30 protein-coding genes, 1 tRNA gene and 1 pseudogene are annotated in these 26,458 nt (G+C 50.4%); 26 read left to right on the top strand and 6 right to left on the bottom strand.

Features of this window, described 5'->3' with window-relative positions:
• The first annotated feature begins 120 nt into the window (after nt 1-120).
• Complete coding sequence (locus HQRW_RS10020; protein ID WP_014556493.1) at nt 121-891, top strand: Nif3-like dinuclear metal center hexameric protein; 771 nt, start codon at nt 121-123, stop codon at nt 889-891.
• Nucleotides 892-1,586: 695 nt separating this feature from the next.
• Here HQRW_RS10020 and HQRW_RS10015 read toward each other — a convergent pair.
• Complete coding sequence (locus tag HQRW_RS10015) at nt 1,587-2,957, bottom strand: IS4-like element ISHwa5 family transposase (protein WP_014556492.1); 1,371 nt, start codon at nt 2,955-2,957, stop codon at nt 1,587-1,589.
• A gap of 103 nt (nt 2,958-3,060) precedes the next feature.
• Here HQRW_RS10015 and HQRW_RS10010 point away from each other — a divergent pair, with 103 nt between their 5' ends.
• From HQRW_RS10010 to HQRW_RS10000, 3 genes are all read left to right on the top strand, one after another.
• A complete protein-coding gene (locus HQRW_RS10010; RefSeq protein ID WP_049891965.1) occupies nt 3,061-3,558 on the top strand; it encodes a hypothetical protein in 498 nt (165 codons plus the stop codon).
• 231 nt (nt 3,559-3,789) lie between these two features.
• A complete protein-coding gene (locus tag HQRW_RS10005; protein ID WP_014556491.1) occupies nt 3,790-4,914 on the top strand; it encodes a deoxyhypusine synthase in 1,125 nt (374 codons plus the stop codon).
• 189 nt (nt 4,915-5,103) lie between these two features.
• Nucleotides 5,104-5,334: a hypothetical protein gene (locus HQRW_RS10000; protein ID WP_011572070.1), complete on the top strand. Its 231-nt coding sequence runs from the start codon at nt 5,104-5,106 to the stop codon at nt 5,332-5,334.
• A 201-nt stretch (nt 5,335-5,535) separates the two neighbouring features.
• Here the strand turns inward: HQRW_RS10000 and HQRW_RS09995 are convergent, their stop codons facing one another.
• Complete coding sequence (locus HQRW_RS09995; protein ID WP_149031548.1) at nt 5,536-5,787, bottom strand: hypothetical protein; 252 nt, start codon at nt 5,785-5,787, stop codon at nt 5,536-5,538.
• 129 nt (nt 5,788-5,916) lie between these two features.
• On the opposite strand from HQRW_RS09995, the gene HQRW_RS09990 reads away from it, so the two are divergent.
• Entirely contained in the window at nt 5,917-6,528 is a 612-nt protein-coding gene (locus HQRW_RS09990) for a translation initiation factor IF-2 subunit beta (protein WP_011572069.1), read from the top strand.
• Nucleotides 6,529-6,976: 448 nt separating this feature from the next.
• Here HQRW_RS09990 and HQRW_RS09985 read toward each other — a convergent pair whose 3' ends face one another.
• Complete coding sequence (locus HQRW_RS09985; protein ID WP_014556490.1) at nt 6,977-9,136, bottom strand: CapA family protein; 2,160 nt, start codon at nt 9,134-9,136, stop codon at nt 6,977-6,979.
• Between the two features lie 110 nt (nt 9,137-9,246).
• On the opposite strand from HQRW_RS09985, the gene HQRW_RS09980 reads away from it, so the two are divergent.
• From HQRW_RS09980 to HQRW_RS09955, 6 genes are all read left to right on the top strand, one after another.
• Nucleotides 9,247-9,624, top strand: a complete 378-nt coding sequence (locus tag HQRW_RS09980; protein ID WP_049891961.1) for a hypothetical protein — start codon at nt 9,247-9,249, stop codon at nt 9,622-9,624.
• Nucleotides 9,625-9,733: 109 nt separating this feature from the next.
• Nucleotides 9,734-10,951, top strand: coding sequence for an IS701-like element ISHwa4 family transposase (locus tag HQRW_RS09975; protein ID WP_014555765.1), 1,218 nt, complete (start codon nt 9,734-9,736; stop codon nt 10,949-10,951).
• A gap of 622 nt (nt 10,952-11,573) precedes the next feature.
• Nucleotides 11,574-12,776, top strand: coding sequence for a lactate 2-monooxygenase (locus tag HQRW_RS09970; protein WP_011572067.1), 1,203 nt, complete (start codon nt 11,574-11,576; stop codon nt 12,774-12,776).
• Between the two features lie 249 nt (nt 12,777-13,025).
• The gene (locus HQRW_RS09965) at nt 13,026-13,262 is read left to right on the top strand and encodes a hypothetical protein (protein WP_049891959.1); all 237 of its coding nucleotides are present in this window, start codon (nt 13,026-13,028) and stop codon (nt 13,260-13,262) included.
• Complete coding sequence (locus HQRW_RS09960) at nt 13,259-13,786, top strand: diadenylate cyclase (RefSeq protein WP_011572066.1); 528 nt, start codon at nt 13,259-13,261, stop codon at nt 13,784-13,786. The genes HQRW_RS09965 and HQRW_RS09960 overlap by 4 nt, the downstream gene beginning before the upstream one ends.
• Nucleotides 13,787-13,789: 3 nt before the next feature.
• Nucleotides 13,790-14,347, top strand: coding sequence for a diadenylate cyclase (locus HQRW_RS09955; RefSeq protein WP_011572065.1), 558 nt, complete (start codon nt 13,790-13,792; stop codon nt 14,345-14,347).
• A 76-nt stretch (nt 14,348-14,423) separates the two neighbouring features.
• On the opposite strand, the gene HQRW_RS09950 is transcribed toward HQRW_RS09955, so the two are convergent.
• From HQRW_RS09950 to HQRW_RS09940, 3 genes are all read right to left on the bottom strand, one after another.
• Complete coding sequence (locus tag HQRW_RS09950) at nt 14,424-15,170, bottom strand: hypothetical protein (protein ID WP_014556489.1); 747 nt, start codon at nt 15,168-15,170, stop codon at nt 14,424-14,426.
• Nucleotides 15,171-15,431: 261 nt separating this feature from the next.
• Nucleotides 15,432-16,673: an IS4 family transposase gene (locus HQRW_RS09945; protein ID WP_014556488.1), complete on the bottom strand. Its 1,242-nt coding sequence runs from the start codon at nt 16,671-16,673 to the stop codon at nt 15,432-15,434.
• A gap of 356 nt (nt 16,674-17,029) precedes the next feature.
• Nucleotides 17,030-17,100 (bottom strand) — tRNA-Gly (locus tag HQRW_RS09940).
• 266 nt (nt 17,101-17,366) lie between these two features.
• On the opposite strand from HQRW_RS09940, the gene HQRW_RS09935 reads away from it, so the two are divergent.
• The 15 genes and pseudogenes from HQRW_RS09935 to HQRW_RS09865 all read left to right on the top strand — a co-directional run bounded on the left by HQRW_RS09935 (nt 17,367) and on the right by HQRW_RS09865 (nt 26,456).
• Nucleotides 17,367-18,278 (top strand): putative RNA uridine N3 methyltransferase, encoded by a 912-nt coding sequence (locus HQRW_RS09935; protein WP_014556487.1) that lies wholly within the window; start codon nt 17,367-17,369, stop codon nt 18,276-18,278.
• Between the two features lie 4 nt (nt 18,279-18,282).
• Nucleotides 18,283-19,299 carry a 50S ribosomal protein L3 gene (locus HQRW_RS09930; protein ID WP_014556486.1) on the top strand — a complete coding sequence of 339 codons (1,017 nt, stop codon included), beginning with the start codon at nt 18,283-18,285 and terminating at the stop codon, nt 19,297-19,299.
• A gap of 6 nt (nt 19,300-19,305) precedes the next feature.
• Entirely contained in the window at nt 19,306-20,052 is a 747-nt protein-coding gene (gene rpl4p, locus HQRW_RS09925; protein ID WP_011572061.1) for a 50S ribosomal protein L4, read from the top strand.
• On the top strand, nt 20,049-20,303 hold the full coding sequence (locus HQRW_RS09920) for a 50S ribosomal protein L23 (protein ID WP_011572060.1): 255 nt from the start codon (nt 20,049-20,051) through the stop codon (nt 20,301-20,303). The genes rpl4p and HQRW_RS09920 overlap by 4 nt, the downstream gene beginning before the upstream one ends.
• Before the next feature lie 3 nt (nt 20,304-20,306).
• Nucleotides 20,307-21,038 (top strand): 50S ribosomal protein L2, encoded by a 732-nt coding sequence (locus HQRW_RS09915; RefSeq protein WP_011572059.1) that lies wholly within the window; start codon nt 20,307-20,309, stop codon nt 21,036-21,038.
• A 144-nt stretch (nt 21,039-21,182) separates the two neighbouring features.
• The gene (locus HQRW_RS09910; RefSeq protein WP_011572058.1) at nt 21,183-21,605 is read left to right on the top strand and encodes a 30S ribosomal protein S19; all 423 of its coding nucleotides are present in this window, start codon (nt 21,183-21,185) and stop codon (nt 21,603-21,605) included.
• A 26-nt stretch (nt 21,606-21,631) separates the two neighbouring features.
• Entirely contained in the window at nt 21,632-22,108 is a 477-nt protein-coding gene (locus tag HQRW_RS09905; protein WP_011572057.1) for a 50S ribosomal protein L22, read from the top strand.
• Complete coding sequence (locus HQRW_RS09900) at nt 22,108-23,079, top strand: 30S ribosomal protein S3 (RefSeq protein ID WP_011572056.1); 972 nt, start codon at nt 22,108-22,110, stop codon at nt 23,077-23,079. The genes HQRW_RS09905 and HQRW_RS09900 overlap by 1 nt, the downstream gene beginning before the upstream one ends.
• Nucleotides 23,080-23,307, top strand: coding sequence for a 50S ribosomal protein L29 (rpmC, locus tag HQRW_RS09895; protein ID WP_014556485.1), 228 nt, complete (start codon nt 23,080-23,082; stop codon nt 23,305-23,307).
• A 24-nt stretch (nt 23,308-23,331) separates the two neighbouring features.
• Nucleotides 23,332-23,484, top strand: a pseudogene (locus HQRW_RS17175) (ribonuclease P protein subunit); the annotation flags it as partial.
• Between the two features lie 524 nt (nt 23,485-24,008).
• Nucleotides 24,009-24,341 (top strand): 30S ribosomal protein S17, encoded by a 333-nt coding sequence (locus HQRW_RS09885; RefSeq protein ID WP_011572053.1) that lies wholly within the window; start codon nt 24,009-24,011, stop codon nt 24,339-24,341.
• Nucleotides 24,341-24,739 (top strand): 50S ribosomal protein L14, encoded by a 399-nt coding sequence (locus HQRW_RS09880; protein ID WP_011572052.1) that lies wholly within the window; start codon nt 24,341-24,343, stop codon nt 24,737-24,739. Before HQRW_RS09885 ends, HQRW_RS09880 begins: the two co-directional genes overlap by 1 nt.
• Before the next feature lie 9 nt (nt 24,740-24,748).
• Complete coding sequence (gene rplX, locus HQRW_RS09875; RefSeq protein WP_014556483.1) at nt 24,749-25,108, top strand: 50S ribosomal protein L24; 360 nt, start codon at nt 24,749-24,751, stop codon at nt 25,106-25,108.
• Entirely contained in the window at nt 25,105-25,902 is a 798-nt protein-coding gene (locus HQRW_RS09870) for a 30S ribosomal protein S4e (RefSeq protein WP_014556482.1), read from the top strand. Before rplX ends, HQRW_RS09870 begins: the two co-directional genes overlap by 4 nt.
• Complete coding sequence (locus tag HQRW_RS09865) at nt 25,899-26,456, top strand: 50S ribosomal protein L5 (RefSeq protein WP_014556481.1); 558 nt, start codon at nt 25,899-25,901, stop codon at nt 26,454-26,456. Before HQRW_RS09870 ends, HQRW_RS09865 begins: the two co-directional genes overlap by 4 nt.
• The last annotated feature ends 2 nt before the right edge of the window (nt 26,457-26,458 follow it).

Raw genomic sequence — 26,458 nt, 5'->3', positions numbered from 1 at the left:
TACTCGTTCGTCTTACTCACTTCTTGAGGAAGGGGACTCCACTTCGAACATGGTAAAAATATCTAATATACTCTCATCTCTGTCCGAATATACAAATCAGCGCTCATCAAATAATTAAATATGGAGGAACAAACATTCATTACTCGCCTCGACGACCGACTTGACACGGCAGCATACGCTGATGTTGATGCCAGTATGAATGGACTTCAGGTTGGCACAACTAACGGTCATATTAATACTGTTGCTGTTGCTGTTGATGCTGCGATGGCAACGATTGATATCGCTATCGAACGAGACGTTGATTTACTCCTTACCCACCATGGTCTCAGTTGGGGCGGAATCGACCGTGTAACCGGACGTGAGTATGCACAGATTGAGTCGCTCATGAGTGCTGATATTGATCTATATGTCTCACATCTCCCGCTCGATGGGCATTGTCAACTCGGAAATGCAGCCGGTCTTGCCGATTATATTGATTTGAATCCTGATTCGCGAACCGCCTTTGGTGAACTTGGGTCAGTAACAATCGGATGTCGCGGATATCTTGATGATTCAGTAGCAACTGAAACAATACAATCACGACTTGAAACGCTTCATACCGACGATCAATCGGTACAAGTGCTTCCATTTGGTCCCGATTCAATTGAGAGTATTGCTATTGTTACTGGTTCAGGGGCTGACTGGCTCGATGAAGCTGCAGCAACTGATGTTGACGCGTTCATTACAGGTGAAGGAAAGCAGAAAATATATCATGAGGCGCGGGAACTGGGAGTCACTGTATTCCTTGCTGGACACTACGCAACTGAGACGTTTGGCGTCAGACATGTTGGCGAAATAATTGAATCATGGGGAGTTGAGACGACATTTATTGACCATCCAACAGGGTTGTGAATCGCTCAACAAGGCTAGTGAAGTACCCCGCCCTGCCGGCCTGACGGCTTCGCTGAGGGCGGGGTTGGGCTTCCTGCTTCTACGACGTTGTCAGACTGCGTCTGACAGCCCACCAGACGGAGTCTGGTGAACGCACTTTGCAGATACAGATGTATCCACAGGGAGTGCAGTCTCCACAGGCGTTGACGAATCGCGGGGCGATTCGTTCGCACACCAGAACCAGAACTCGGAGATTTCTGGGGACGTTTCTTCGGAGTGTCCCACTCCTAGTTGCTCGACGGGGTGATTCCGTGGGACAACGCACGCTTCTTGTCGCGTTCAAACGCGATCCCTGTCCGTCAGCCTCGCACGGATCAACTCGTTCCGAATGGAACGACGAGCGAATCGAAGCCGACAGATCGGAACAGCTATTTTATTGTTTCGTCCGGCGTCCGACAATGTAACTGCTTACATAGGCGAGTCTGCCGACGCACAGTGTATAACTAGATGCACCCGTTATCGCTTTAGGTCCAGATGACCGTTCAGGTCGGTAGCTTGGAGCGTCTACGGTGCTGCTGAAGTGTGGAACGCGACTTACGCAGGTCAAAATCAGCAAAACACTCCGGGTCTCGGTGGAGGAGTGAAACACCGTCGGAGAGCTGTGTGACCAAGAGTGTAGCCACTCACTGCGGCATTACCCGGCCCGGCTGACGCGTTCAGCCGGGCCGGATTGTCGCCAATTCTCCGGCCTTCGTGAGGTTTGGATCAACGGTCCCGTACGCCACTCGCTCCGTGAGCGCGTGGCGGTTCACATTTCGATCAATAGCACTCTTGACGATCGTTTCCCCCGGTTCCCCCGAGTATCCAAACTGCTCGGCCAGCATCCTCAGAATATCCGTTCCAAACGCCCGAAGACGCTTCGAGAACGACATCGGCTGTGTCTCAGTCTCTTCCTCAACGGAGCTATCGCGGGCAGATCCGAGCCCTGCTCGAATCTGCCGCAACAAGTACCGGCTGAGCAGTACCATCACCATCGACGCCAGCATGAAACACTCGATCGATTCCGTCGTCCGGACCGAGATTTCGTCAAGGCCGAACACGGATTTCGCTTCCTGAATGAGCGTTTCAATGCTCCATCTCGCAGAGTACAACGCTGCGACTTCCCGGGGCGAGAACCACTCTTTCGGGAGATTCGTCACGTACAGGTGATACTCGTGATCGGCGTCAGGTGCGTCTTCTTCATCAGCCGCCTCGTCGGACTCCGTCACGACGAGGCGGAACTCACAGGGGAGAAGTTCGCTGTCTGAACTTGGTGTATCGAACTGCGCGAGTGCGTCGATTTCGCTGCGGTAGAGGTCTGGAAGGACATCTTGGATGTGGGTGCCTTCCAGAGAGATGGCACCTGTGGGCCATCTCTCGAGTTCTTCGGTAATCGGGCCGTTTGAGTTGACTTTCAGCCGATTCACGAACCAGCCACCAAGCTCGTCAATCCGTGCAATCTTGCCGTAGTCGTGGTAGCCAAGATCGTCCAACAGCAGTGAATCAGCAACCCAGTCACCGATCTGGAGTTGGCTCAACTCGTCAGTACGAACGTCGGTGATTGAGGCGAAAAACGGTGCACGCGAAGCGAGTGATTCGATCATGTGGAGCTGTGCTCCAGCATGATCGTCGCTGTAGCCGGGAAAATCCTCGAAGGAAGCTGCTGAGAGCGTGCAGTCAGTCGCATCTGTGATGAAGACATCACGGAAGCGATCAAACCGCCCGCCGAGAGAAGATTCTGTTGCGCCGAGTTCGATGTTGAGGTGAGCAAACGTCTCGCTGAGCAGTTGCTTGAGTTCGGGCGTGATCCACTGCTGGATCGACGAATAGGCGGCGTCGTGATCAGTGAACGCCTCGTAGAAGTTCCGTACCTTGGTTACAGAGCCGTCTGACTGTGTCGTTCCAAAGAGGAACGACCAGAGAAACGGCACTGATCCGATTTCTCGACCTCGTTGAACGAGGTCCGTGGCGCGAGCAGTTCGCGCCACGGCCTCTTCTGGAAGTGCTGTCCGAAGTGACTGGACAATTCGGTAAAGCCACCGCTTCATGTCTCAATAGACCGGAAAGACGGAAAGAAGTCTACCGTTTGGAGAGACGAGGTAGGAAAAGACCAATTTGGGATGGGTGCGAACTCACAGTTGAGAGTGACCAATGGCCCACACATGCGACGCGTGCGGTGAGACGTTCCAGACGTTGACGAAGCTTCGGCTCCACGATTGTCCTGGTCCTGCTCTTGACGCACCAGATCACCTCAAGAAAATCGTCGAAGAGATGGGAGAAATTACACAGGGAGACGTGCTCTCAACGTTTCCTGATGAGTCACTCCCGGTTGAGACGGTTGAAGCAGTGGCAAACGCCGAGAAGATACGAACTGCGTTGCCGTTGATGAGCGGCAGTCCCGGAACGGGACTGACCGAACGCATCGCGTTACAGACGGAGACGGGTGGCGCCGTGATCGAATATTTCCCTCAACGAGGCTGGATCGCAGTTCGAACGGTGGATGTTGGGGACAAAACAGAAGACCAAGTCTACGAAGAACTCATGGACCAAGTCAAAGACTGGCAGTCAGTAGTCACAGACCTTGCTCTCGGTCACGCATCCGGCGATATTGACGCGAAAAAGGAGCTTCGACGAGAACTGGGATTGTAGAAAGGAGCTTCACAGACAGTCGCGGTCCTGATAGCATTGATCATGCTGATGGCTATCCTGCTAAAGCGATAACGGGTGATAACTAGATGATGACGACGCTATATTCCCTCCCCTCCCTACTGTGCTCTTTGTCCGCTCACGCGGACTGCGGTGCTCCTTGAGGGATGGGGGTCAGCGCCTGTATTCAGCTAAATCGCCGAAGCTAACCGCTCAGGTTACTTGTTCAGATATATGAGCAACCCAAATAATGATCCGGACGAAAACGAATCCAACATTGACAAAACAGAGGAGACAACGCACACTCGTGATGAATTTCAATCAAATCCAATTCAACATGCCCGGGTAAATGCGGGAATGACGGTTGGCGAACTCGCAAGCGAATATGAACACGCAGGGATTGGCGCCGCTTCGATGGATACCGCGGTTGATATTTATACGAAAATGCTTGCTCGCGATGATATTGATATTTTCTTTGGGCTCGCAGGGGCGATGGTTCCGGCTGGGATGAGACAGATTATCGTTGATCTCATCCGCGATGGACATATTGATGCACTTGTCACAACAGGAGCGAATCTTACACATGATGCAATCGAAGCTATTGGTGGGAAACACCACCATGGGCAAGCCCACTCATCAAATGCTAGCTCGCATGATGGGACTGATGATGCTTCTGAGCAGACACACACTCAAACCGATGGAACACGTGCGCATGATGAGCGACTACGTGAGGAGGGTGTTGACCGGATTTATAATGTATATCTCCCACAAGAACACTTTGCGCTCTTAGAGACGCATCTCCGTGAAAATGTCTTCCCTGCTGTAGAACGTCAGATCTCAATTCAGGAACTTACCGCTGAACTTGGCCGAGCAAACGCTGAAAAAAACACTCAAGATGATATCGATGAAGATCCGGGTATTGCCGCAGCAGCATACAACCACGATGTTCCGATATATTGTCCTGCAATTCAGGATTCAGTTCTGGGAATTCAGGCCTGGGTATACTCACAGACTTCTTCATTCAGTCTTGACGCACTAGACGATATGACGCATCTCTCTGACCGTGCGTTTGACGCTGAGCGTGCTGGTGCTGTGGTCGTCGGTGGGGGTGTGCCAAAGAATTATGTACTTCAGACAATGCTCACAATTCCTGGCGCGTATGACTATGGTGTGCAGTTAACGATGGACCCAGATGCCACCGGTGGACTTTCAGGGGCAACACTTGATGAAGCACGCTCGTGGGGGAAATTAGAGCCATCAGCAGCGAACGCGACTGTGCTGGGGGATGCAACAATTACACTCCCATTACTTGTTGCTGCCGCTCGTGAACGGAGTGCTGAATCTCCTGTTGATGCATGATACCTCGACACATTACACAATAAATCATTAAAGTTTATTATACACCCCATCATCATAGAATATATGAAGATTGTACGCGTGCATCAGTAATCCATCTCCCATCGTATGCACCACTACGCGGTTATTCTTCGCCGATACCGTCTAACGTAACGCTATGTCACACAATCAAAATCAAAGTCAAAATCAATCATGAGCACGAATCCACGCACAACAACACAGAATCAAGCCGAATCATCAACACACGCCACTGCTGAGGCCTCATCTGCAGCATATCCACAGTCGCTTGCAAGCTACCCAACAACAGATACATCATGGACGCAGCGATGCCAACGACAATTTGAGACGCAATCAACAGATCAGCTTCATAATCTTGTTGATAAATCAAACCTTGTTATTGTCTCACCGGAGACTAATCATTGACATCCTCCTCCAACTGAAGGCGAGAGGAATCCCACGGCACCGCATCGCTTCGCTTGGTTGGGAGCGTCAGTTTTGGGTTTGAGTTTGGGTTTGCAGACTACTAATATCAAGCCAGTCCACCGTTGGAATCTGTGTGGCCGGTCACTACGCAATCTCTAGGGAGTGTCAAGCCCCCAGTACTCCTCCCCCGAAGTGAACTCCCTATGTTGTTTTTTCCACAGGAGCTTCGGTCAATGTCACCGTCACTGGACTCGGAGTTACTTGTATTGGTAACGAGAGCCCGATACTCGTTGTTTGATTCCCACATGGGGCACCCTGTTTCCAGCGTGGGCGGACACTCACATTCGAACCGTCACCTTTCGGGCACTCGACTATATCGGGGGCATAACCGATGCGCTGTTTTCCAGCAAAATCGTTTGAAAACCACAGTATGACGCCGCGTATCCACGCCATGAACAGGCGTGGGATTGCGCCCGTACCATGTATAAAAATTAACAAGGCGGCAGTGCCAGAGAAATCCATCCGTATGCCTGACAACATTTATGACACAACGGATATACGCGCGCATGTGCTCACGTCAGTATGGACTATACTGAATCTCTTAATCGAGCACTTGATGAATTACCAGAGCGTCGTGATGAAGAGTCACGTCTTTCAATCCCAGATCCAGTGGGGGAAACTGATGGTGCATTCACCCGATTGACAAACATTGGAGAGATTGCCGATGCACTTGGTCGTCCGGCTGAACATGTTCATCGGAATGTTCAGGGCGAATTGGGGACAAACGGGCAACTTGAGGATGAGCGTGCACGGTACAACGGCTCATTTTCGGTTGCAGATTTTGAAGCGGCGATTGATGAATACGTTATTGAATATGTCACATGTACCGAGTGTGGACTCCCTGACACCCGACTTACCACAGAAAATGGCGTTGATATGCTCCGATGTGAGGCTTGTGGAGCATTTCGTCCGGTTCAAAAGCAAACAACAACACAGCAACAATCACAATCCGGTCCAGCTGTTGAAGAGGGAGCAACGTATGAAGTTGAGATTACCGGAACCGGACGCAAAGGTGATGGCGTTGCAGAAAAAGGAAAATTCACGATTTTTGTTTCCGGTGCCGAAGAAGGGCAGACCGTTCGTGTGCAAATTGAACGAACAAGTGGGACGCTTGCATTCGCTCAGGTTATTTAGACATATATCGTTTTGAGTGACTGTCTGCAGAACGTGCAGTTATCGAATACAACCACACCCGGGATTCTGTTGGCACAATGTTCTTTTGATTGGTGATGAATGATATAATTGGCTGATGACGATGATACCGTTCTGAGTTGGAGTGGCATCCATCAATGATGAACCCTATGAGTGCCGAGGCCAGCCTTCTATCCATACATTTCGGGAAAGAAGTGAACGAACGTCAGAGAATCGTATCTGCTACACTCTAATAGAGGACAGTTGAAAATTAGTAATTAAACAGAGGTCACTCCAGCGGGTCTAGCAGCCGAACGGAATCGTGCTGAGCGTTGTACCTGTTTACGTGTTCCTGTACGTTTTCATCCTCGAGGTCGTAGAGGTCAAACACCGCCTGACCGATTTTTTGCCCACGTTCGTCAATATCACTCTTGTTCCGTGCTGAGATAGATTAATCGAGAGCTTCCCACGAGATAGCCTCGTCAGATTGGCTACTCGATGTAAACTCGATGGTCGAGGACTCATGCACACGGAGGAAATCGCAGTCTTTGTCGCTGCTGGTTGCTGACTCGGTCCATTCGACCAAGTGAATGTTGTCAAAATTGGCGACGCGTTTCTCTCCGTCATCGGGAGGATAGAGCCGGAAATAAAAGCGGACGTGGGTAGCTTCCTCGGGTGTCGACAGCGACCGTTCGAGACTTTCCCAGCCAGTCGTTCGGTCGAGGTCGATCAACATTGAATCGAGTGCCGAACCACTGGTCGACTCGTACCATCGCACGAGCAGTTCCAGTCGGGTGTCCGTCTCGTGGCGGTACTGGCCGAGAAGGGTCGTCGGTCCGACCATTGGTACACGCTCGGTCGTCGTCAAAACCGACCGTTCGGTGTTATCCGCGGTTCGAGAGAGTTGAATCCCGCCACTCCCGTCGTATCCGAACTCCGGACCGTTGGAGTCCGCTCCACGACTGAACCGCCACAACGGACCTTCGTGCCGATCGTCGTCGATATCAGGGTCGTCGAACGTTCCAGTCGGAAGCAGGTCACGGCCCAGTTCGACAGACTCCGCCCCGTCTATGACTCGGTTGACCCATCCCGAGTTCCGCGTGTAAATCGTCCCATTTCCGTCCAGCGTTCGGGTTGCTGTCCGGGCCGGTGTCTCGTCTTTTGCGATGTATTCCAGCCTGTCGTGGTCAAGTGAGAACTCATCCGACGACAACGCGGCAGTTTCTCGGAGTTGCCACGTCCTCGGTTTGTCGACCACCCCTTTCGGAACGTATCCTTCAATTAATAGCGGGTCAACGTACGCTCTGGGAATTCCATCAGCAGTGACGTGGACCGTCAAGAGATACGACGGAAACGTCGACCAGAACTCTTGGTCGAACACGAGGTTTCCAAGCGTCCACGCGACCAGTGTCTCATCCTGCAGTTCCACTCCACCGGTTACGTGTGGATGGTGATTGACGACAACGTCTGCACCCGCTGTCTTTGCCGTTTCGGTCAGGCGTCTGATTTTGTCGGTCGGTTCCTGTTGATACTCGGAGCCGCCGTGAATCTGGACGACGGTTACGTCCGCGTTCGCATCGACCTCCGATACCGTCCGAGATATTCGGTCGCGAGTCGCCGCTGCGACCCCGACACTCCCGGAGAACGTCAGTTGCTCAGTGTCGGGTATCCCGGTCACGTTGTCTCCCGATACTGAGTATGTCTCGGACTGGTTGTCGTCGGCTGACCAGTCGATATTGTACTGGTCGCCCGTAACGGTAGTACAGGAGACCAAGCCGATGGTAAGTCCCCGCCGTTCGAAGTACGTCGGTTCCCACGCTTCTGTGCTGGACTTGCCAGCACCAGACTGTTCGATCCCGGCCGCAGAAAGTGCCTGTAAGGTCTCATCCAATCCCGGTGTCAATGCGTCCAGCGTGTGGTTGTTCCCCAGTGCGACGTAGTCGACCCCGGCATCGGCCATCGCGGGTGCGGCGTCCGGGTGCGATACGAAGTGGTACCGTTTGGAGGGGTGTCTCCATGCCGTCGTCGTCAGCGGTGTTTCGAGATTCACTGACGTGAGATCGGCGTCCTGTAACAGGGGGGAGATGTACTGTAGTATCGTCTGGTGTGATTCCATCCGGTCATCAGGTCGAATCTGGAAGTGCGGTTCGAGAGGGTGGTCGTCCTCGTAGAACCGACGACCAAACATTACGTCGCCGCCGAAACTGAGCGCGACTGTTCCCTCACGAGGTGAGAGTCTGATACGAGGACTTGTTCCCGGAGCCACAGCGACAGTCCGTCCGATAAAATCCGTTTTCGTTGCGCGAAGCCATATAGATTCGTCGACCTCCACTACTTCAAATTGACCTTGCTCATCAGTGGTTGTCTCGGCTACGGATCCTCTCCCAGGGACGATCGCTTTCAGCTTCGCATCGGTGATCTCCCCACCCTCTATATCGAGAACTCGCCCCGATATGGGCTCGGAGCTACGTGCGGGCTTTTGACTGGTCCGTCCCGTCTCCGAATCGGTTTTGATCGACCCGGACGGCGAAAGAGCGTTACACCCGGCAATTCCCGCTCCTGCTCCGACCGTTGCAATCCGAACGAATTCACGGCGGGACCAGTTATTCATCGATCTGATGAAAGACTCCTTGATATAAAAAACGGATTGGCTTTGTTGAAATACTTTGCAGTTGACACAAACGGCTTGCTGAATACAGAGGTTTCAGCACACTATTGTGATTGCCACAACAAATTCAGTCATTCGACGATGACAGAGTACTGCTTGGGTCTGATGGATTCTTTGGTTTCTTTGGTTTCTTATGCCTGGGTGCTTACTGCCTGCTCAAAGTCACGAATGAACTTACCGAGAGAATAATCCTCACCCCGGAAGCAACCGACAAGGTCCGGTCACAGGTCGAATCTGATTTGGACGATGCTGGCGTTGATATTCCAATAGTCGAATCACGATTGTATTCGACTGACCCGCCCAGTAGAGGGTATGTGGCCAGGCTGGCAGGTGCCGATAATTACGGAGGGCGAGAAGATTACCTCGAAGAGATACTCGAACATTTTGTGGAGGAGACGAGAGAACAGTTAGAGGAAGAACCGACCGACTAGATTCTATAGATTACGGAACGAACGAGCTCTATAGATTCGCTAAACACATTTACTATGCTCGGCTCTGCACGTTTAAATAGGGGCGTGATGTAGGCAGCATTGAAACTTGATGCTGCCGATTACGGATTTCCTCTCGTGCACCGACGTGCTGGATGAATTCGACTCGCTATCATATCATCAAACGACTCACGCCAAAACGTACGTGACAGGTCTTGCTGCGGGCCGCAGCAAGACTGTAACCGGAATTGCACGAGAGGTCCTTCCTGCCGGAAGTGACCGAGCACTCAACAAGTTCATCACCGAATACGATTGGGATGAGGATCAGCTCAATCACGAGCGGTTAGAGGAACTGCAAAAACACGGAGAGACACGCTGGTCACAAAACGGCTATATCGTTATTGACGATTCAGTCATCCAGCGAACCGGGAAGTCCCTTCCCGGTGCTGGAGAGTTCTACGATCACTCTGAGGGTGAGCCTGTTTGGGGACAGAACCTCGTCTACGCGTTCTATACCGATGATAAAACGTCCTATCCACTTGCTTTTCGCCAGTACGAGAAGGTCGACGACGAGGACGAGGAAGACGAACAGGAGACAAAATACGACCTCGCACGAGAGATAATCACGGAATTAGAAGAAGAGGTAGGTGTGCCTGCGGGCACCTACCTCTTCGATGCATGGTTTGCTCATGACTCCGGTCTGATCGAACACGTCGAATCACACGGCAAGGACTGGATTGGACCACTACGGGGCAACCGACAGGTGACCTACGCGAACAAAGAGAGACGCGTCGATGCGCTCGAAGAGTGCATCGACAAGGAAGAGCGAGAAGTTGACGGTGAAACGTACAAAATTTGGACTAAGACAGTCCCTGTCTCGAAATTAGGTGAAGTTCGGCTGGTAATCACAGAGAAGGTTACCGATGAGGACAAAGAGAATCCAGTAAAGTATCTTGCGACGAGCAAGATTGACGCGCCTTCGGCACACATTATTCGGAGCTATTCGTACAGATGGCGAGTAGAGACATTCTTCGAGGACTCGAAAGAGGATCTTGGCTTAGGAGACTGCGAGGTTCGTGATTCTGACGGTGCCAGTCGTCACTGGCACCTTCAGATGCTGGCCTACAGCCTTCTTCGGCTTGGTCCGGAATCGAGCGCCTCGGAGCGACTTGTCTCGAAAGCCTCGTCGCTCCGATCACAACTCGAACACGGTCTCAAGGAGACGATCTACAACATGTTTTCCTGGGTGCGCGATCAACCAGACCGCGATCTCGATGGACTGATGGAAGACATTGACCACCTCTTTCTCCATTCTGAGGGTAGTTTATAAACGTGCAGAGTCGAGTACTATGGATAGATTGTGAGTCGTGAGTGCTGAAGCCAACCTTCTGTCCATACATTTTGGCGGAGAGGTGAATGAACGTCATAGAATCGCGCCTGCTACCTTCTGAGAGAACAGTTGGGAGTGATTGACATCCTCCTCCGCGTATAGTAGTTCACAGAAGAATTGGGTGCTTAAATAGACATGCATCAGTCAGAATAGTTCTCTCGCATCGAATGAGTGAATCAGTTCACCCAGAAGTTTGTTGAATCACTAAACGCCGTGGTATTGCGCCTGCTCAGCATATAATCAAACAGAGATCACTCCGGCTGACCTGGCAACCGAACGAAATCGTGCTGACTATTACTTCTGACGGAGGACATTCTCAAATGGGAAAATCGTCGCATATGCATCTACAGTTAAATTGTTCCGATTGACTCTTGTGTGAGTCAAGTGATGGTAAGAAAATTAAGAAGTCACGGACTCATCTGACTCTCTAGACGGGATAAACGCATTTGTATTTGCATTCAAATATCATATACACAATTATGTAACATAGTCTATCATGAATCCACACACAATACTGCCCGTATGGTTAGTCTCATAATGCTTCAAATGTACATTGTTAATTGTGAGTAAACAGGATTCTGCGGACGTCCATGGTGAGCAGTTTGGAGTCAAGCATATTCGTCGCGTTTATCGTGAGGGAATGTTTGAGGATAAGACACCAGATTTCCCCGTTTCTTTCAGCGACCTTCGTGAAGAAGCATTTGAAGAGATGTCATGGAAGGCAAAGGCATACGTTCACGGTGGGGCTGGAACAGAGGAGACATTTGAACGGAATAAAGACTTCTCGCGGTGGCGGATTATTCCGCGAATGCTTCGAGGTGTTGCTGACCGCGACCTCTCGACGACCGTGCTCGGTAATGAGCATTCATATCCACTGATGATTACTCCACTTGGCGTCCAAAGTCTGCTACATGATGATGGTGAAATCGCAACAGCGCGTGCCTGTGCAGAGATGGACGTCCCGTTTGTGCTTTCATCACTCTCCTCTGCGACAATGGAGGATGTCGCTGAGGCACTTGGTGACACACCAAAGTGGTTCCAGTATTATTGGGCATCCGACCGTGATGTTGCAACGTCATTCCTCGACCGAGCAGAAACAGCAGGATATGATGCAATCGTTGTTACAGTCGACGCACCAACGCTTGGCTGGCGAGATCGTCTTCTTGAGAAAGGATACTATCCATTTTTAGAGGGAGAAGGGATTGGAAATTACTTCTCGGATCCAGCATTTCGTGATTCACTGGCTCGTCCTCCAGAGGAAGATCCTGAGGCAGCTGTTGACCGTTTCCTCTCAATCTTTGGAGATGCATCACTTACTTGGGATGACCTCGCATTTGTTCGTGAACAGACTGACCTCCCAATCATCATCAAAGGTGTCCTCCACCCTGATGATGCTCGCCGTGCTGTTGAGGCAGGCGCTGATGCTGTGCAGGTATCGACTCATGGTGGTCGACAAGTTGATGGATCAATCGCCGCAATAGAGGCACTTCCTGAGATTGCTGAGGCTGTCGGTGACGAAACAACGGTTCTGTTTGACTCTGGAATCAGACGAGGTGCTCAGGCATTCAAGGCTCTCGCTCTTGGAGCTGATACGGTTCTACTCGGACGCCCATTTGCATATGGACTTGCACATTCCGGACAGGAAGGCGTTGAGCAAGTGCTTGAAAACACACTTTCACAAATCGATCTTACAATGGGACTGGCAGGAATTGATGATGTTGATGATATTGATCGGTCAGCCGTACGAGACGAAGCGTCGCTATAGCCCTCGCTGAACACATACAGGACTACAGAAACGATATTGAATGTATATCCTGTAATTGATCTCAGGGATATCACTACGTGCTCAAGATTGAAGATACAGTTTGATTACACATATGATTTTCTTAATTCCCTCTTTTGATATTATCTATACGTCGGCAATGTCATCTCATTTTCATTAGATATACCGATATATCCTTTGTCTGAATACTTACGTAAAACTGAAAATAAAGCCTCGTATGTCAGCGCGGCGATGAATCCAACAAACTCTTCAACAACCGACATTATCAAGAAACCCGTCGTTATGTTATGTCATAAGACAACTCGTGTGAATCTTCAATCGGAAGATTCAGAATCGCTTCCCGCTGATGCAGACGGTCCGACGCCCCACGAAGGAATCCTCGCGCTTCAGCGCCAGGAGGATGTTAATAATGAACAAAGATATGATTGTACCGTACAGGTTAGTATATGGAGGAGTTCGAATAAGTGAAAGCATCATTTGCGACGACAGATGAACTGATTGATCTACTTACATACGTTGTTGAAGATGTTAGCCGACGATTTGATAACTGGGACAGTCAGTACGTCCGCGGACCAAGTTTATACTTCGTCGTTGCAGCCGGTGCTCGTTTTGGCGGGTATGCTGATCCGCTTGGAGTAAATCGATGGCCAATCGACACAGCTCATGTTGTGAGTCGCGATCTTGATCCTGTTATTGCAGCCGCTGAGGAGATCGCATTTGATTGCGATGGAGCAGTCATTGTCACCACCGATGGAACATTTCAGGAGCGAATGGTCAGAATCCGTCCTGCAGATGGACTTGACATCGGGGACATTGAGTATCCCGATTGGATGAGCGCCAAACATCTCAGCGCACTCGAGGTATCTTCACTTGATGCGATTCTTGCTGCTGTCACTCTTAGCGAGGAGAATGGCCGGGTGAGTGTGTTTAAAGACGGTGAATTCAAAGACTACAAACGAGAAGAACTTGGCGGGCGATGGCGAGTGAAATAACATATGTCAAGCGATGATCCACTACAGGCGACGCACGCGACTGTTGATGAGATTCGGCATCGAGTGATGGCTGTTGCTGAGAGTTTAAGCCTCTCTTTTGACCGATGGGATGAACAATATGTTAGCGGTCCAAGTCTTTATTTCATCGTCCTTGCTGATGTTAATTTTGGGGCGTACGCTGACCCACTTGGAGCGAATGTCTGGCCGGTTGAGACGTGTCGAGTGGCAACGAACTCGATTGAGTCATTCGTCACAGCCGCTCGTAATGTTGCTTTTAAGCGCGACGGTGCGATTGTCATCACCGCTGATGGGACAATTCAAGAGCAGATGGTTCGCATCCGAAGCCCAAGTGCTGCAGAAGTCGAGCGTCGTGATGAGATTGCATATGCAGATTGGATGGGGACAAAACATCTTAGCGCTGTTGAGGTATCAACCCGTACTGGTGTCTTATTTGCGGTGACTGTGAGCGAGGAAAATGGCCGTGTGAGCATCTTCAAGAATGGGCAATTCAACGATTATCAGCGCAACGAAATCGGAAGTCCATGGCGACCCACATCTTGATACCGCAGACATCAATTCAGATATTAATTATGCGTCGTTTTATATACAGATTCGATGGCTGGGTTTGTGATATTCACTATCGACGCTCAGTCGGGCTGTCACATCGAAGGCACAACACAGTATCAGCTACGTAATTTACATCATGCGACCCACAGTCTGGACAGTGGAATTCATCATTCCCATACTCTGTTGACCCTCGAGGTGCATGGAGGGTTTGCTCTTCGATACGTGATTGAATCGCTGTTGGGACACGGGATCGGAAAAACTGAACTCGATGAGAGAGTGCTTGCTCTGGCGCTGACCCATGGATATTGTCCCATTTAACATTCTCATCGTTCGGACGTGTTAGTTGTCTCACTCCACTTTCAGCCGCCTGTAAGAGTGGTTCAGTTGTTGTACTGACAGGATCATCAGGATCTGCATTTTTATATCCTTTTATTGCTCGATCATATGCTGCTGCTGCTCGATCATCATCACCGGCGATTGCTCGAAACGTTCCAATCCATTCATCACATGCAGCCGCAAGGACAGGTGATTCAAGAATGTTATCGCGAAGATCACTCGCAATCAAGATTCCTTGTCCAACGCGATTACGAGCTCGTGGCTTCCCATCACTCAAACGATAGCAGATAGCAGCGAGGAAAAACGACTCAAGTGCGTATCCAGCCCATGGAGCATCGTCAGAGTCAAACAACTCACGCCCACGGTTGCTCAACCCTGATAATCGTCCGTAGCTAGCAAGCGTATATGCATCACCAGCATCACGATATTCATTCTGTGAAAGTGCAATAATCGCGTCATGTCGATGGTTACGATCACCCATACACACTACTCAGGGACCAACAGTCAGGACAGTTTCGACTTCAAGCCTGTCGCGTTCTAAGTTCATAAAGCCCGGCGAAATTCTCTCCTAACGAACTGCTGGGTAAGAATCGTATGGGAGTTCACTCATCGAACAGTTGTCGGTGAAATCCGTGTTGAGCCAAGAGAAGTAGCAGTTCAGGGAAAGAAATGATCAATGATCGCGGCACAGGCGACAGCCGTCGCTGGTGGGTGACGGCTGTCGCCGGGAAGTGAAGATTGATTAGCCGAATGAATCTAGCGTCTCATTCCAGAAGGTTCGAACTTTCTGGATAGCACGCGCCACGCCACCCTTGACTGGGTGGCGTTGGCGAAACCATACGACCAGCATATATCCAATCAATGCACAGAACAGCTCGAATAACACGCCGTTCAGCGATTTCGAGTGAAAGTTCTCGATGTTGAGGTACTGTTTCCACTCTCGGAAGAGGATCTCAATTACTGTCCGTAGTGTGTAGATGTTGATCACGTCGATTGGATCGTACTCTGACGACGCCAGCGTCGTCAGGTACTCAATCTCTTCTCCATCGGGTGTTTCCAGCACAATCCTGCGGAACTCTTCGCCAGTCTCGGCTAACTCAATTCGTTCATCACGAACCCGTCGCGTTGATTCCTCATCTGAGTGAGTCGGCTGAGCGGCGTTGTTCCCTGAGACGGTGACCTCGAACTCTTCGAGTGTCTCAATGAGTTCAAATCGAGCGTCTGAGTGCATCAGTGTGACAAAATCATTGCCACTATGCTTGATCTCACAGAACCGTAGATATCGCGTGTATGCGCGGTCAAAGACCCAGATTACCGAGTCGAGGTCTGCAAAGACCTCGACATCTTCCTTGAGGAGATCGAACTGCGGGCTTTCGTGGGTGTCGCCCTCTGTAACAGTAGCGTCGAGTGGATGTTTATTTTCTCCATCCACACGTGCTGCGCAGTGAAGTTCGAGACCACCATCGTCTGTGTCGATCTTGTAGACCTTGTCGTCGTCTCCAACGAACTCGTCTGAGACGACAACAGAGCGCGTAAGTTCGAGGTTTGTGGCATCAACAGCGACGACATCTCGTGTCATCCACTCCAGTCGTTTTCGTTGAACTCCACGTTGATGATACAACTGTGGTGTGTGCAGTACTTCGAAGAGGAGCTGAACGACCGCGCAGTAGTCGCGGTCGTTCGTGAGTTCTGAAAACCGTGATTTAGGCATGTGTTCGAGTGAGTCGTCGACAATGGTCTTATCCTCAAGTTCAGCGAGTGAGCTGGAGGGGTCAAGACCCTCACGAACAGCCGTTTTGACGTGGTTTGTAAAGTCGTGTTTGTCGGAATGGAGCCCAATCTTGAACTCATCGGCAATCGACTCGCTGTCGACTTCGTCGAGCAGCGAGTACAGTTCGTCAGCGACGAGATCAGTAGAATTGATATTAGAGGCGTCCGTTACGTCTTCTGACGGCCTGTTTGCTGAATCAAATTGCACAGACATTACGGGCCGTCACTAACGGCTCACGCCGTTTTTATATACTCAGAACGCGACAGCTTCAAGCCTCGAAATGATACTATATAAAATACCCCGTGCACTGTGGCGCAGGGAACTTGTGCTGCTTTCCGTTTAGATGTCTGCGAGTATCGTCCTAGAAACAAGAAGCAGCATCAACCACTGGGTAGGCAGGGGTAGTTCACCATGGCAAAATAACTGATAGTCACCTGTTACTGCTCCCACTACTCGCTCACCATTGACATGATTTGTCTGAGTGAATCAGTTTCAGTGTGTGCAGTGTGAGTCTAAAAATTATAGACAAGTTATTATTGTCACCATGTCATCAAATAAAAACACAGAGATGCGCTGGCCGGGATTTGAACCCGGGTTGTGACCATGGCAAGGTCACGTGATACCACTACACTACCAGCGCGCATCTGCGACCAATCCATTCGTCAGAATGAGAGATTCATACATAACGTTTGCGGATTTATGAAAGATGCAAGGGTGAAACGCTATCTTCAGGGTGGGGAGAATATCAAGAATTACCGGACAGAACTGGGTAGTATAAGAGCATACCAACAGCATTTGCAACTACCGAATGAGACAGACTCACACTGCTCGTAAGCTTTCGCTAGCCTTTTACCGAGGGCTCCAATATCAGAAATACAGTCTAGATGTGACGCTGAAGGGACCGGAATGACGCTGTCAGTACTTATTCCGTCTTCTGTCGTTCGTGAGGCTGAGGATAAACGCGAGGCGACTCGCAAGCTCGGATACATCGCCCGTTCGGCAACAGTATTTCGAGTAGACCACCTCATTGTCTTTCCCGACCGGGGAGGCGAGCGACGACTTGGAGGCGAGTTTGTTGAAACGGTGCTTCGATACGCTGCCACGCCACCGCATCTCCGAAAGAAGATATGGGGGCGACGCGACGAACTTGAGTACGTCGGTGTCCTTCCGCCCCTCCGCGTGTCATCTACGACCGGCTCTGAGTCAACTGATTCAGGGTCGTTAACACAGGGAATCGTGACCGAGGTCGGACCTGATGACCGCGTTCGGGTCAATTGTGAATTGCAACACCCGGTCTCTCTCCATGTGCCAGAATCGGTATCTGTACGAGAGGGGACACGCGTTGCTATCAGGATCTCTTCGCGAGAACCGGTCCGGGCACGGATCGTCGATACTCCACTTTCGGGGTTTGATGTCTCCTGCCTGGACCTTGTGGATGCACTTGAGCACGCTGCTGCAGGTATCACCGTTGCGACGTCCAGACACGGTGACACAGTAACCACAGGGCGATTGCCAGAACTTGCCGCACGCGTCAATCGCGCGGGAGCGACAATCGCTTTTGGTGCGCCTGGTCGTGGGCTTCCAGTCATCCTTGGCGATGATAATGCGCCGGATAGCCAAACACAAACGGATGAGAAAACGGTCTCACCCACAAATGTTGATACTACCGGTGACAATACTGCCAGCGAAGTGGTTGAACCCAATATCGATCCAGGGTTTGACCTCTGGCTCAATACGATTCCGCAACAAGGAAGCGAGGTTGTGCGAACTGAGGAAGCGATGTTCGCATCTCTCGCATTATTGACAATTACGGAGTGATTACATGCCACAACCAAGTAGACCACGAAAAGGCTCGATGGGTTTCAGCCCACGCAAGCGTGCGGAGTCAGAAGTCCCGCGTATCCGGTCATGGGCCAGTAATGATGGCGCCCCCGGAGTGCAGGGATTTGCCGGTTATAAAGCCGGGATGACACAGGTGTTGATGGTCAACGACGAAGCCAACTCCCCCCGTGAGGGAATGGAAGAGGCAGTACCGGTGACCGTTGTTGAGACACCGCCGATGCGCGCTGTTGCTCTTCGAGCGTACGAAGATACGCCGTATGGTTCCAAACCCTTGACAGAAGTGTGGGGACGTGAGTTTGACACGTCACTTGAGCGAACACTTGATCTCCCCAATGAAGACACATTTGAGGATGATGCAGCCGCTCTCCGCGACGACGCAGAGACGGGTGACATCGATGATGTTCGTCTCATTACTCACACGCTGCCTGCAGGGATGCGAAATATTCCGAAGAAGACTCCAGATGTCATGGAGACACGCGTTGGTGGCGGCACACTGACTGACCGTGTTGAGTTTGGGCTTAATCTCATCTCAGACGGTGGCGAACATGAAATTTCAGATATTTTCCGTGCTGGAGAATATCTTGATGCTGCTGGTGTCACAAAAGGAAAGGGAACGCAGGGACCGGTCAAACGTTTCGGCGTTCAAAAGCGAAAAGGAAAACATGCACGCCAGGGATACCGTCGACGGATTGGGAATCTTGGTCCATGGAACCCATCTCGTGTTCGATCGACTGTTCCACAACAGGGACAGACAGGATATCATCAGCGTACAGAATTAAACAAACGGCTTATTGAGATTGGGAACGGCAACGAACCGACGGTCGATGGTGGATTCGTTGGATATGGAGAAGTTGATGGTCCATACGCACTTATTAAGGGATCACTACCAGGACCGGACCAGCGGCTTCTACGGTTTCGAACTGCCGTCCGTCCAAGTGACCAACCGCGTCTCGACCCAGAAGTACGCTACGTGTCGACCGCATCAAACCAGGGGTAATAACGAATGGAGACAACAATCCACAATCTGAATGGCGATAAAGCAGACACGCTTGAACTTCCGGCGGTGTTTGAAACACCGTACCGCCCGGATGTGATTGAGCGTGCTGTTGTTGCTGCACAGGCAAATCGAAAACAACCGTATGGTGCTGACCCATATGCAGGGATGCGAACACCAGCCGAGTCTTTCGGCAGTGGACGGGGTATGGCTCACGTCCCGCGTGAGAATGGACAAGCTCGTCGAGTTCCACAAGCAGTCTCTGGACGGAAGGCACATCCACCAAAAGCAGAGAAAGATCAGAGTAAGTCGGTCAATACGAAAGAACGAAAGCTTGCGTTCCAGTCGGCAGTTGCGGCGACGGCTGACCCAAGCCAGGTTGAAGAACGTGGGCATCAATTTGAGAATGATGTCGAACTTCCGCTGGTTGTTTCCGACGAGTTCGAGGAATTAATAAAAACACAGGAAGTTGTTGACGTGCTCGAATCACTCGGTGTTCATGCTGATATCGTTCGCTCAGATGAAAACAAATCAATTCGTGCCGGTCGCGGGAAGACCCGTGGTCGAAAGTATCGACGACCGAAGTCGATCTTATTCATTACAAGCGATGAGCCATCGAAAGCGGCGCGAAACCTTGCTGGTGCTGACGTTGTAACAGCCGCGAATGTAAGTGCTGAGGATCTTGCTCCAGGCACACAACCAGGTCGATTAACAGTGTATACAGAAAGTGCAATCAAAGAGGTAGCAGATCGATGAGTTCACTTATTGAGTATCCACTTGTCACCGAGAAAGCAATGGATGAGATGGATTTCGATAATAAATTACAGTTTATCGTCGATACTGATGCGACGAAAGACGAAATTGAAAATGAAATTGAATCACGATACGAAATCACAATCATTGATACAAAAACACAGATAACACCGCGTGCAAAAAAGAAGGCTACTGTCCGTCTCTCTGATGATGATGATGCACAAGACATCGCATCACGGATTGGGGTGTTCTAATCCATGGGACGTCGAATCCAAGGGCAGCGACGTGGACGTGGAACTTCCACATTCCGAGCACCATCGCATCGATATAAGGCTGAATTATCTCACAAGCAATCCGAATCAGACGATACAATTACAGGAACAATCGTTGACATTGAACACGATCCTGCGCGAAGTGCGCCGGTCGCAGCCGTTGAGTTTGATGATGGCGACCGCCGACTCGTTCTTGCTCCTGAAGGGATTCGTGTCGGTGAAACGATGCAAATTGGTGTAAGTGCTGAGATTAAGCCAGGAAATACACTTCCACTCAGAGAGATTCCAGAAGGAGTCCCCGTTTGTAATGTTGAAAGCCAGGTTGGCGATGGTGGGAAATTCGCTCGAGCATCTGGAACAAGTGCGCAACTGATGACACATGACCGCGATGTAGTTGTCATCGAACTTCCGTCTGGTGAGACAAAGCGACTCAGTCCAGCATGTCAGGCGACGATCGGTGTTGTTGCTGGAGGTGGGCGGACAGAGAAACCGTTCGTAAAAGCTGGAAAGAAGCATCATAAGATGAAAGCTCGAGGAATCAAGTGGCCTCGTGTCCGTGGGGTTGCGATGAACGCTGTTGATCACCCATTCGGTGGTGGTGGTCGACAGCATCCCGGACAACCAAAATCTGTCTCACGAGATGCTCCACCAGGACGGAAAGTGGGCGATATTGCATCGAAGCGAACCGGACGTGGTGGTAATGGGAGCAGTGAGTGATGCGTTTTTGTGATTACAATTATCAGTATAATGATAACTATTCACCATTGAGCATCCATGTTCAATCCAGTATCATTCACACCAAGACAATAGACAGATGTACAGCAGTATAACAAACGACTACAACAATCATATCATAATTACATGAGTTCTGAATACCGTACTGGCCGTGAGGGTGAGTTCACTTATCGCGGTCACACACTTGATGAACTGCAGGCAATGTCACTCGAAGACATCACAGCATTGCTCCCCGCTCGACAGCGGCGAACTATTGAACGCGGTTTGACAACGGAGCAGCAAAAGTTACGCGAGACTGTTCGTGATGCAGACCCCCAGAAGACAGCAAATGATCCGATTCGGACACATCTTCGTGATATGCCAATCCTGCCGTCATTCGTTGAGAAGACAATAGCTGTATATAATGGTCAGTCATTTGAACGGGTTCGAATTGAACCTGAAATGATCGGTCATTATCTTGGCGAATTCCAACTGACACGAACGTCTGTTGAGCATGGACAAGCCGGCATTGGTGCAACACGGTCTTCGAAGTTTGTGCCGCTCAAGTAACGTCAACAAATCATACTACACCACATATGGGTATCAATTACAGTGTCAAGGCCGACCCGGAGACAACCGCCAGAGGAATGCTTCGCGACCGGCCAATCAGTTTGAAGCATAGCAAAGCCATTGCCCGCGAAATAAAGGGAATGACTATCGCAGACGCAGAATCATATCTCGATGATGTGATTGCACAGCGACAGTCAGTTCCATTCCGTCAACATAACTCCGGTGTTGGTCACCGTTCAGACATTGATGGATGGGATGCTGGACGCTATCCAGAGAAGGCATCAAAAGCGTTTCTTGAGTTAATTGAGAATGTCGCTTCAAATGCAAATGAACAGGGATTTGATGGGAATGCAATGGCGATCAGACATGTTGCTGCACACAAAGTAGGCGAGCGACAAGGTCGAAAGCCACGCGCATTTGGTAGTGCTGACCCATGGAATACGACCATTTGCGATGTTGAATTAATTATTGAACAACCTGGAACAGATGGGGTAGATATCTAATGGCAGACGAACATCAATTCATAGAAAATGGGTTGCAACGCTCGCAGATTGATGAGTTCTTTGCAGATGAACTTGGTCGTGCCGGTTATGGTGGTATGGATGTTGCAAAGACTCCGATGGGTACGCAGATTGTCCTCAAGGCAGAAAAACCGGGGATGGTCATCGGAAAGGGTGGAAAAAATATCCGAAAGGTCACTCGCGAGCTTGAAGATCGATTTAATCTCGATGATCCACAGATCGATGTTCAGGAAGTTGATGAGCCCGATCTGAACGCACGGATTGTTGCAGATCGTCTTGCAAACGCGCTTGAGCGCGGATGGTACTTCCGGAAAGCCGGTCATACCACGATTGATCGAATCATTGAATCTGGTGCGCTTGGAGCCGAAATTGTCCTGAGTGGAAAGGTAACTGGTGCGCGATCACGCGTTGAGAAGTTTAACCGTGGATACATCAAGCATAACGGTGAGCCAGCTCAGGAAATTGTCGATGAGGGACAGGGAGTTGCCGTAATGAAACTCGGAACAATCGGCGTGACGGTGAAAATCATCCCACCGGGAGCAGAGCTTCCTGATGACTTCGAGATTCACGATGATGTCGATGTTGAACCCGTTGAGCAGGTTGCAGAAAGTGATGGAGTTGACTCGCTCCTTGCGGAGGATCCCGCAGACATTCCTGATGTTGGTGCTGATGATGACGTGACCGTTCCACAAGAGACTCCTGAAGAAATCATCGATGAGGAGGTTGTTGAAGCTGATCCTGGAGTGTCATCTGAGGATGAGGAGGTTGTCACTGAACCTGTCGACATTGGCGGCGATGATGAGGACGTTGAGGATATTGAAGTTGTCTCAGATGACTCAGGCAACGACACTGAAACGGTTGCAGAAGAAGTCGAAGAACTTGATGCTGAGGTTGAAGCTGAGGCTGAAGACCTCGTTGCAGAAATGGAAGATATCGATGAGGAGGACGTATAGATGGCAATTGTCTACGCTGATGAACTCCGCGACATGACGCCTGCAGAACGACAGGCTGAGCTTGAAACACTCGAAACAGAGTTGCTCAACTCGAAAGCGGAGCAGGCTGCCGGAGGGGCTCCAGAAAATCCGGGACGTGTTGGCGAACTCAAACGGACAATCGCTCGCATCAAAACAATCCAACATGAAGAAGGAGATCATGAAACCGAGCCGGACTCCGAAAGCTAGCGACTCACCGCTATATTAACCCAAATGGCACTGACACCTGAGACACTCACACGACACGAACTTATTGGGCTTTATATAGCCGTTGCTGATGCCGCAAATCCAGATCTCATTGGAATCAGCGGACGTGTGGTTGATGAAACAATGCAGACACTCCACATTGAATCGATATCTACAGTGGCAATGGAATCGCCGTCGCCACCGGCTCATCATTGTGTCAGCACTCAGGAGCCAGTACATATGCATACCCACAGTCAGCCACAGGGGCAGGAGCAATGTGATACACAGATCAAACAGGTGCCGAAACGTGATTCGGTATTCGAATTTTGTCTTGAATCAGCAATCGAGATCGATAGTGTATCTACATTAACACATAGTCACGGGCAGAACCCGACGAGTGATAAAGCTGAATCGGTCTCAGGATCAGCTCAACACTCATCAACGACACACGAATCGAATATGAATATCACAGATGAAGCCGCCGGCGTTGTGAAGACGTCGGGGACCACATCCAACCACCGATTGGATACTACTGGTGAGGCACGACACAATTCAGACTTGCCTGCTTGTCAGTCCAATCGCCCAATATCGGGATCAACAGCACAGAATGCTGAGATGTGCGAGGATGCGGCCTACGTTACGGTGGATGGAACACGATTGCTCTCACGACCCGCGTTACGAACTGAAAAAGCAGGAGACTCATTATGGCGATAGGACTGAATGTAACCGAACCAGAGGTATCCTGTGCTGACACGAACTGTCCGTTCCACGGATCGCTTTCCGTGCGCGGGCAGACACTCGAAGGCACAGTTGCCTCAACAGATATGGACAAGACCGTTATTGTCGAACGTGAATACGATGTTCGCGTTCCCAAGTACGACCGCCTTATGAAGCGGCGTAGTCGCATCCCCGCACACGCACCACCGTGCGTTGACCTTGCGGAGGGCGATACGGTTCGCATCGCAGAGACCCGACCGCTGTCGAAGACGAAATCCCACGTTGTTGTCGAACAGATCGACACTGGAGGTGCTGAGTGATGGAGGCACTGAAAGCCGATGTCACAAAGGGCCTTGAACGTGGGTCCCTTGTCACATGTGCTGATAATACCGGCGCACGTGAACTGAAAGTTATCAGCGTGATGGGTAGCTCAGGAACAAAGAATCGACACCCCAAAGCAGGCATTGGCGATCAAGTCACTGTTTCAGTGACAAAGGGAACGCCCGAAATGCGACGCCAGGTGCTGGAAGCCGTCATCGTTCGGCAGCGAAAATCAATCCGCCGTCCAGATGGAACGCGCGTCAAATTCGAAGATAATGCTGCTGTTATTATCGACGAGATGGAAGAACCGCGTGGGACCGAAATTAAAGGTCCAATTGCGCGTGAAGTAGCTGAGCGCTTTGGGAGTATTGCATCAACAGCAACAATGATTGTGTAAGTATGGATTATGAGTAAACAACCACGCAAACAGCGAACGCGAACGGAAACTGCCCCATTACATGAACGGCAGCGAGCAGTTCGTGCAACGCTTTCTGATGAACTTCGTGAAGAGTATGGACAGCGGAACGTCCGCGTCAATACAGGTGATACTGTTGAAGTGCTTCGAGGTGACGATGCCGGTCATGAAGCTGAAGTCGTTACTGTTGATCTCACTGAGACGGTTATTCATGTTGAAGACGTAACAATTGAGAAGGCTGATGGCGAGGAGGTCCCGCGACCGATCGATTCATCAAATCTTCGTGTAACAGAATTGAATCTTGAAGATAGCAAACGTGAAGCACGTCTTGAAGAAGGAGATGAGCAATGACACAGCATCAAAAACGGCTCTCTGCACCGGATTCATGGCCGATTGAACGGAAGACAGAGACATTCACGGTCAAGGCTGGGGCAGGTCCACATGGTGAATCGGGTGTGCCATTGGTGATTCTTTTACGAGATGTGCTGGGATATGCAGACTCGAAAAAAGAAGCGCGGTATGCATTGAATCAGCGATCTGTCTTGGTCAATGGTGATGTTGTAAGTGATGAACAGCGACCGGTTGGACTGTTTGATATTCTTGCGTTTACTGAACGTGAAGAATATTATCGAGTCTTCCCAGAAGCGGGCGGTCGACTTGCACTCACACCAATTGATATATCGGATGCAAACAGCCGACTCGGAAAGATAATTAATAAACAGCAGGTTAGCGGTGGGGCGATTCAACTCACGCTACACGACGGCGCAAATATCCGTGTCAATGCTGATGAGATTGATACGTACAATCCACGGGATTCGCTTGTCATCGATAATGAGACGAAAGAAATTGTCGCGCACTTCCCATATGAGGAAGGTGCACTCGTGACTGCTGTTAGTGGAAAGCATTCAGGCGAGATTGGCGAGATCGAGACAATCACCGTCACTGCTGGAAGCAGTGAAAATACTGTATCGGTATCGACAGGTGACGGACAATTTGAAACAATTGAGCCGTATGTTGTTGTCATCGATGAGAATTTTACCGATGATGAGGACACTGCTGACCCGGATGTTACCGGTGATGATGTCGACAACAATGCAGATAACGACGCAGACGACGACACTAACACACAGGAGGGTAATGAATGAGCGAAACTGACAGTACTTTCCATGAGATGCGTGAACCACAACTTGAGAAGGTTGTTGTTCATATGGCAGTCGGCGAGGGTGGACGTGAACTCGCCAATGCAGAGGAGATTCTTGAAGAGATTGCTGGTCAGACCGCTGTCCGAACGACCGCAACGCGTGCAGCATCACAGTTTGGCGCACGTGAAGGTGATCCAATCGGTGCGAAGGTCACATTGCGAGGGGCAGACGCCAAATCATTCCTTGAAAAGGCACTGCCGCTTGTCACCATCTCAGAGCGGCAGTTCGATGAAACTGGTAATTTCAGCTTTGGAGTCGAAGAACATACGACATTCCCGTCTCAAGAATATGATCCACAGATCGGTATTTATGGACTCGATGTGACGGTTAATCTCACACGACCCGGATATCGAGTGACAAAACGGGATAAAGCATCACAGCCGATTCCGTCTCGCCATCGACTGACACCTTCAGATGCAGTACAGTTTATCGAATCAGAATTCACTGTAGATATTACACGTGTCAGCGCAGACACGCGCGATGGCGGAGACAACTAATC

Source organism: Haloquadratum walsbyi C23 (assembly GCF_000237865.1).
Taxonomy (GTDB): domain Archaea; phylum Halobacteriota; class Halobacteria; order Halobacteriales; family Haloferacaceae; genus Haloquadratum; species Haloquadratum walsbyi.
The sequence above is the reverse complement of the archived record's forward strand: the minus strand, read 5'-3'. Positions and strand labels throughout refer to the sequence as shown.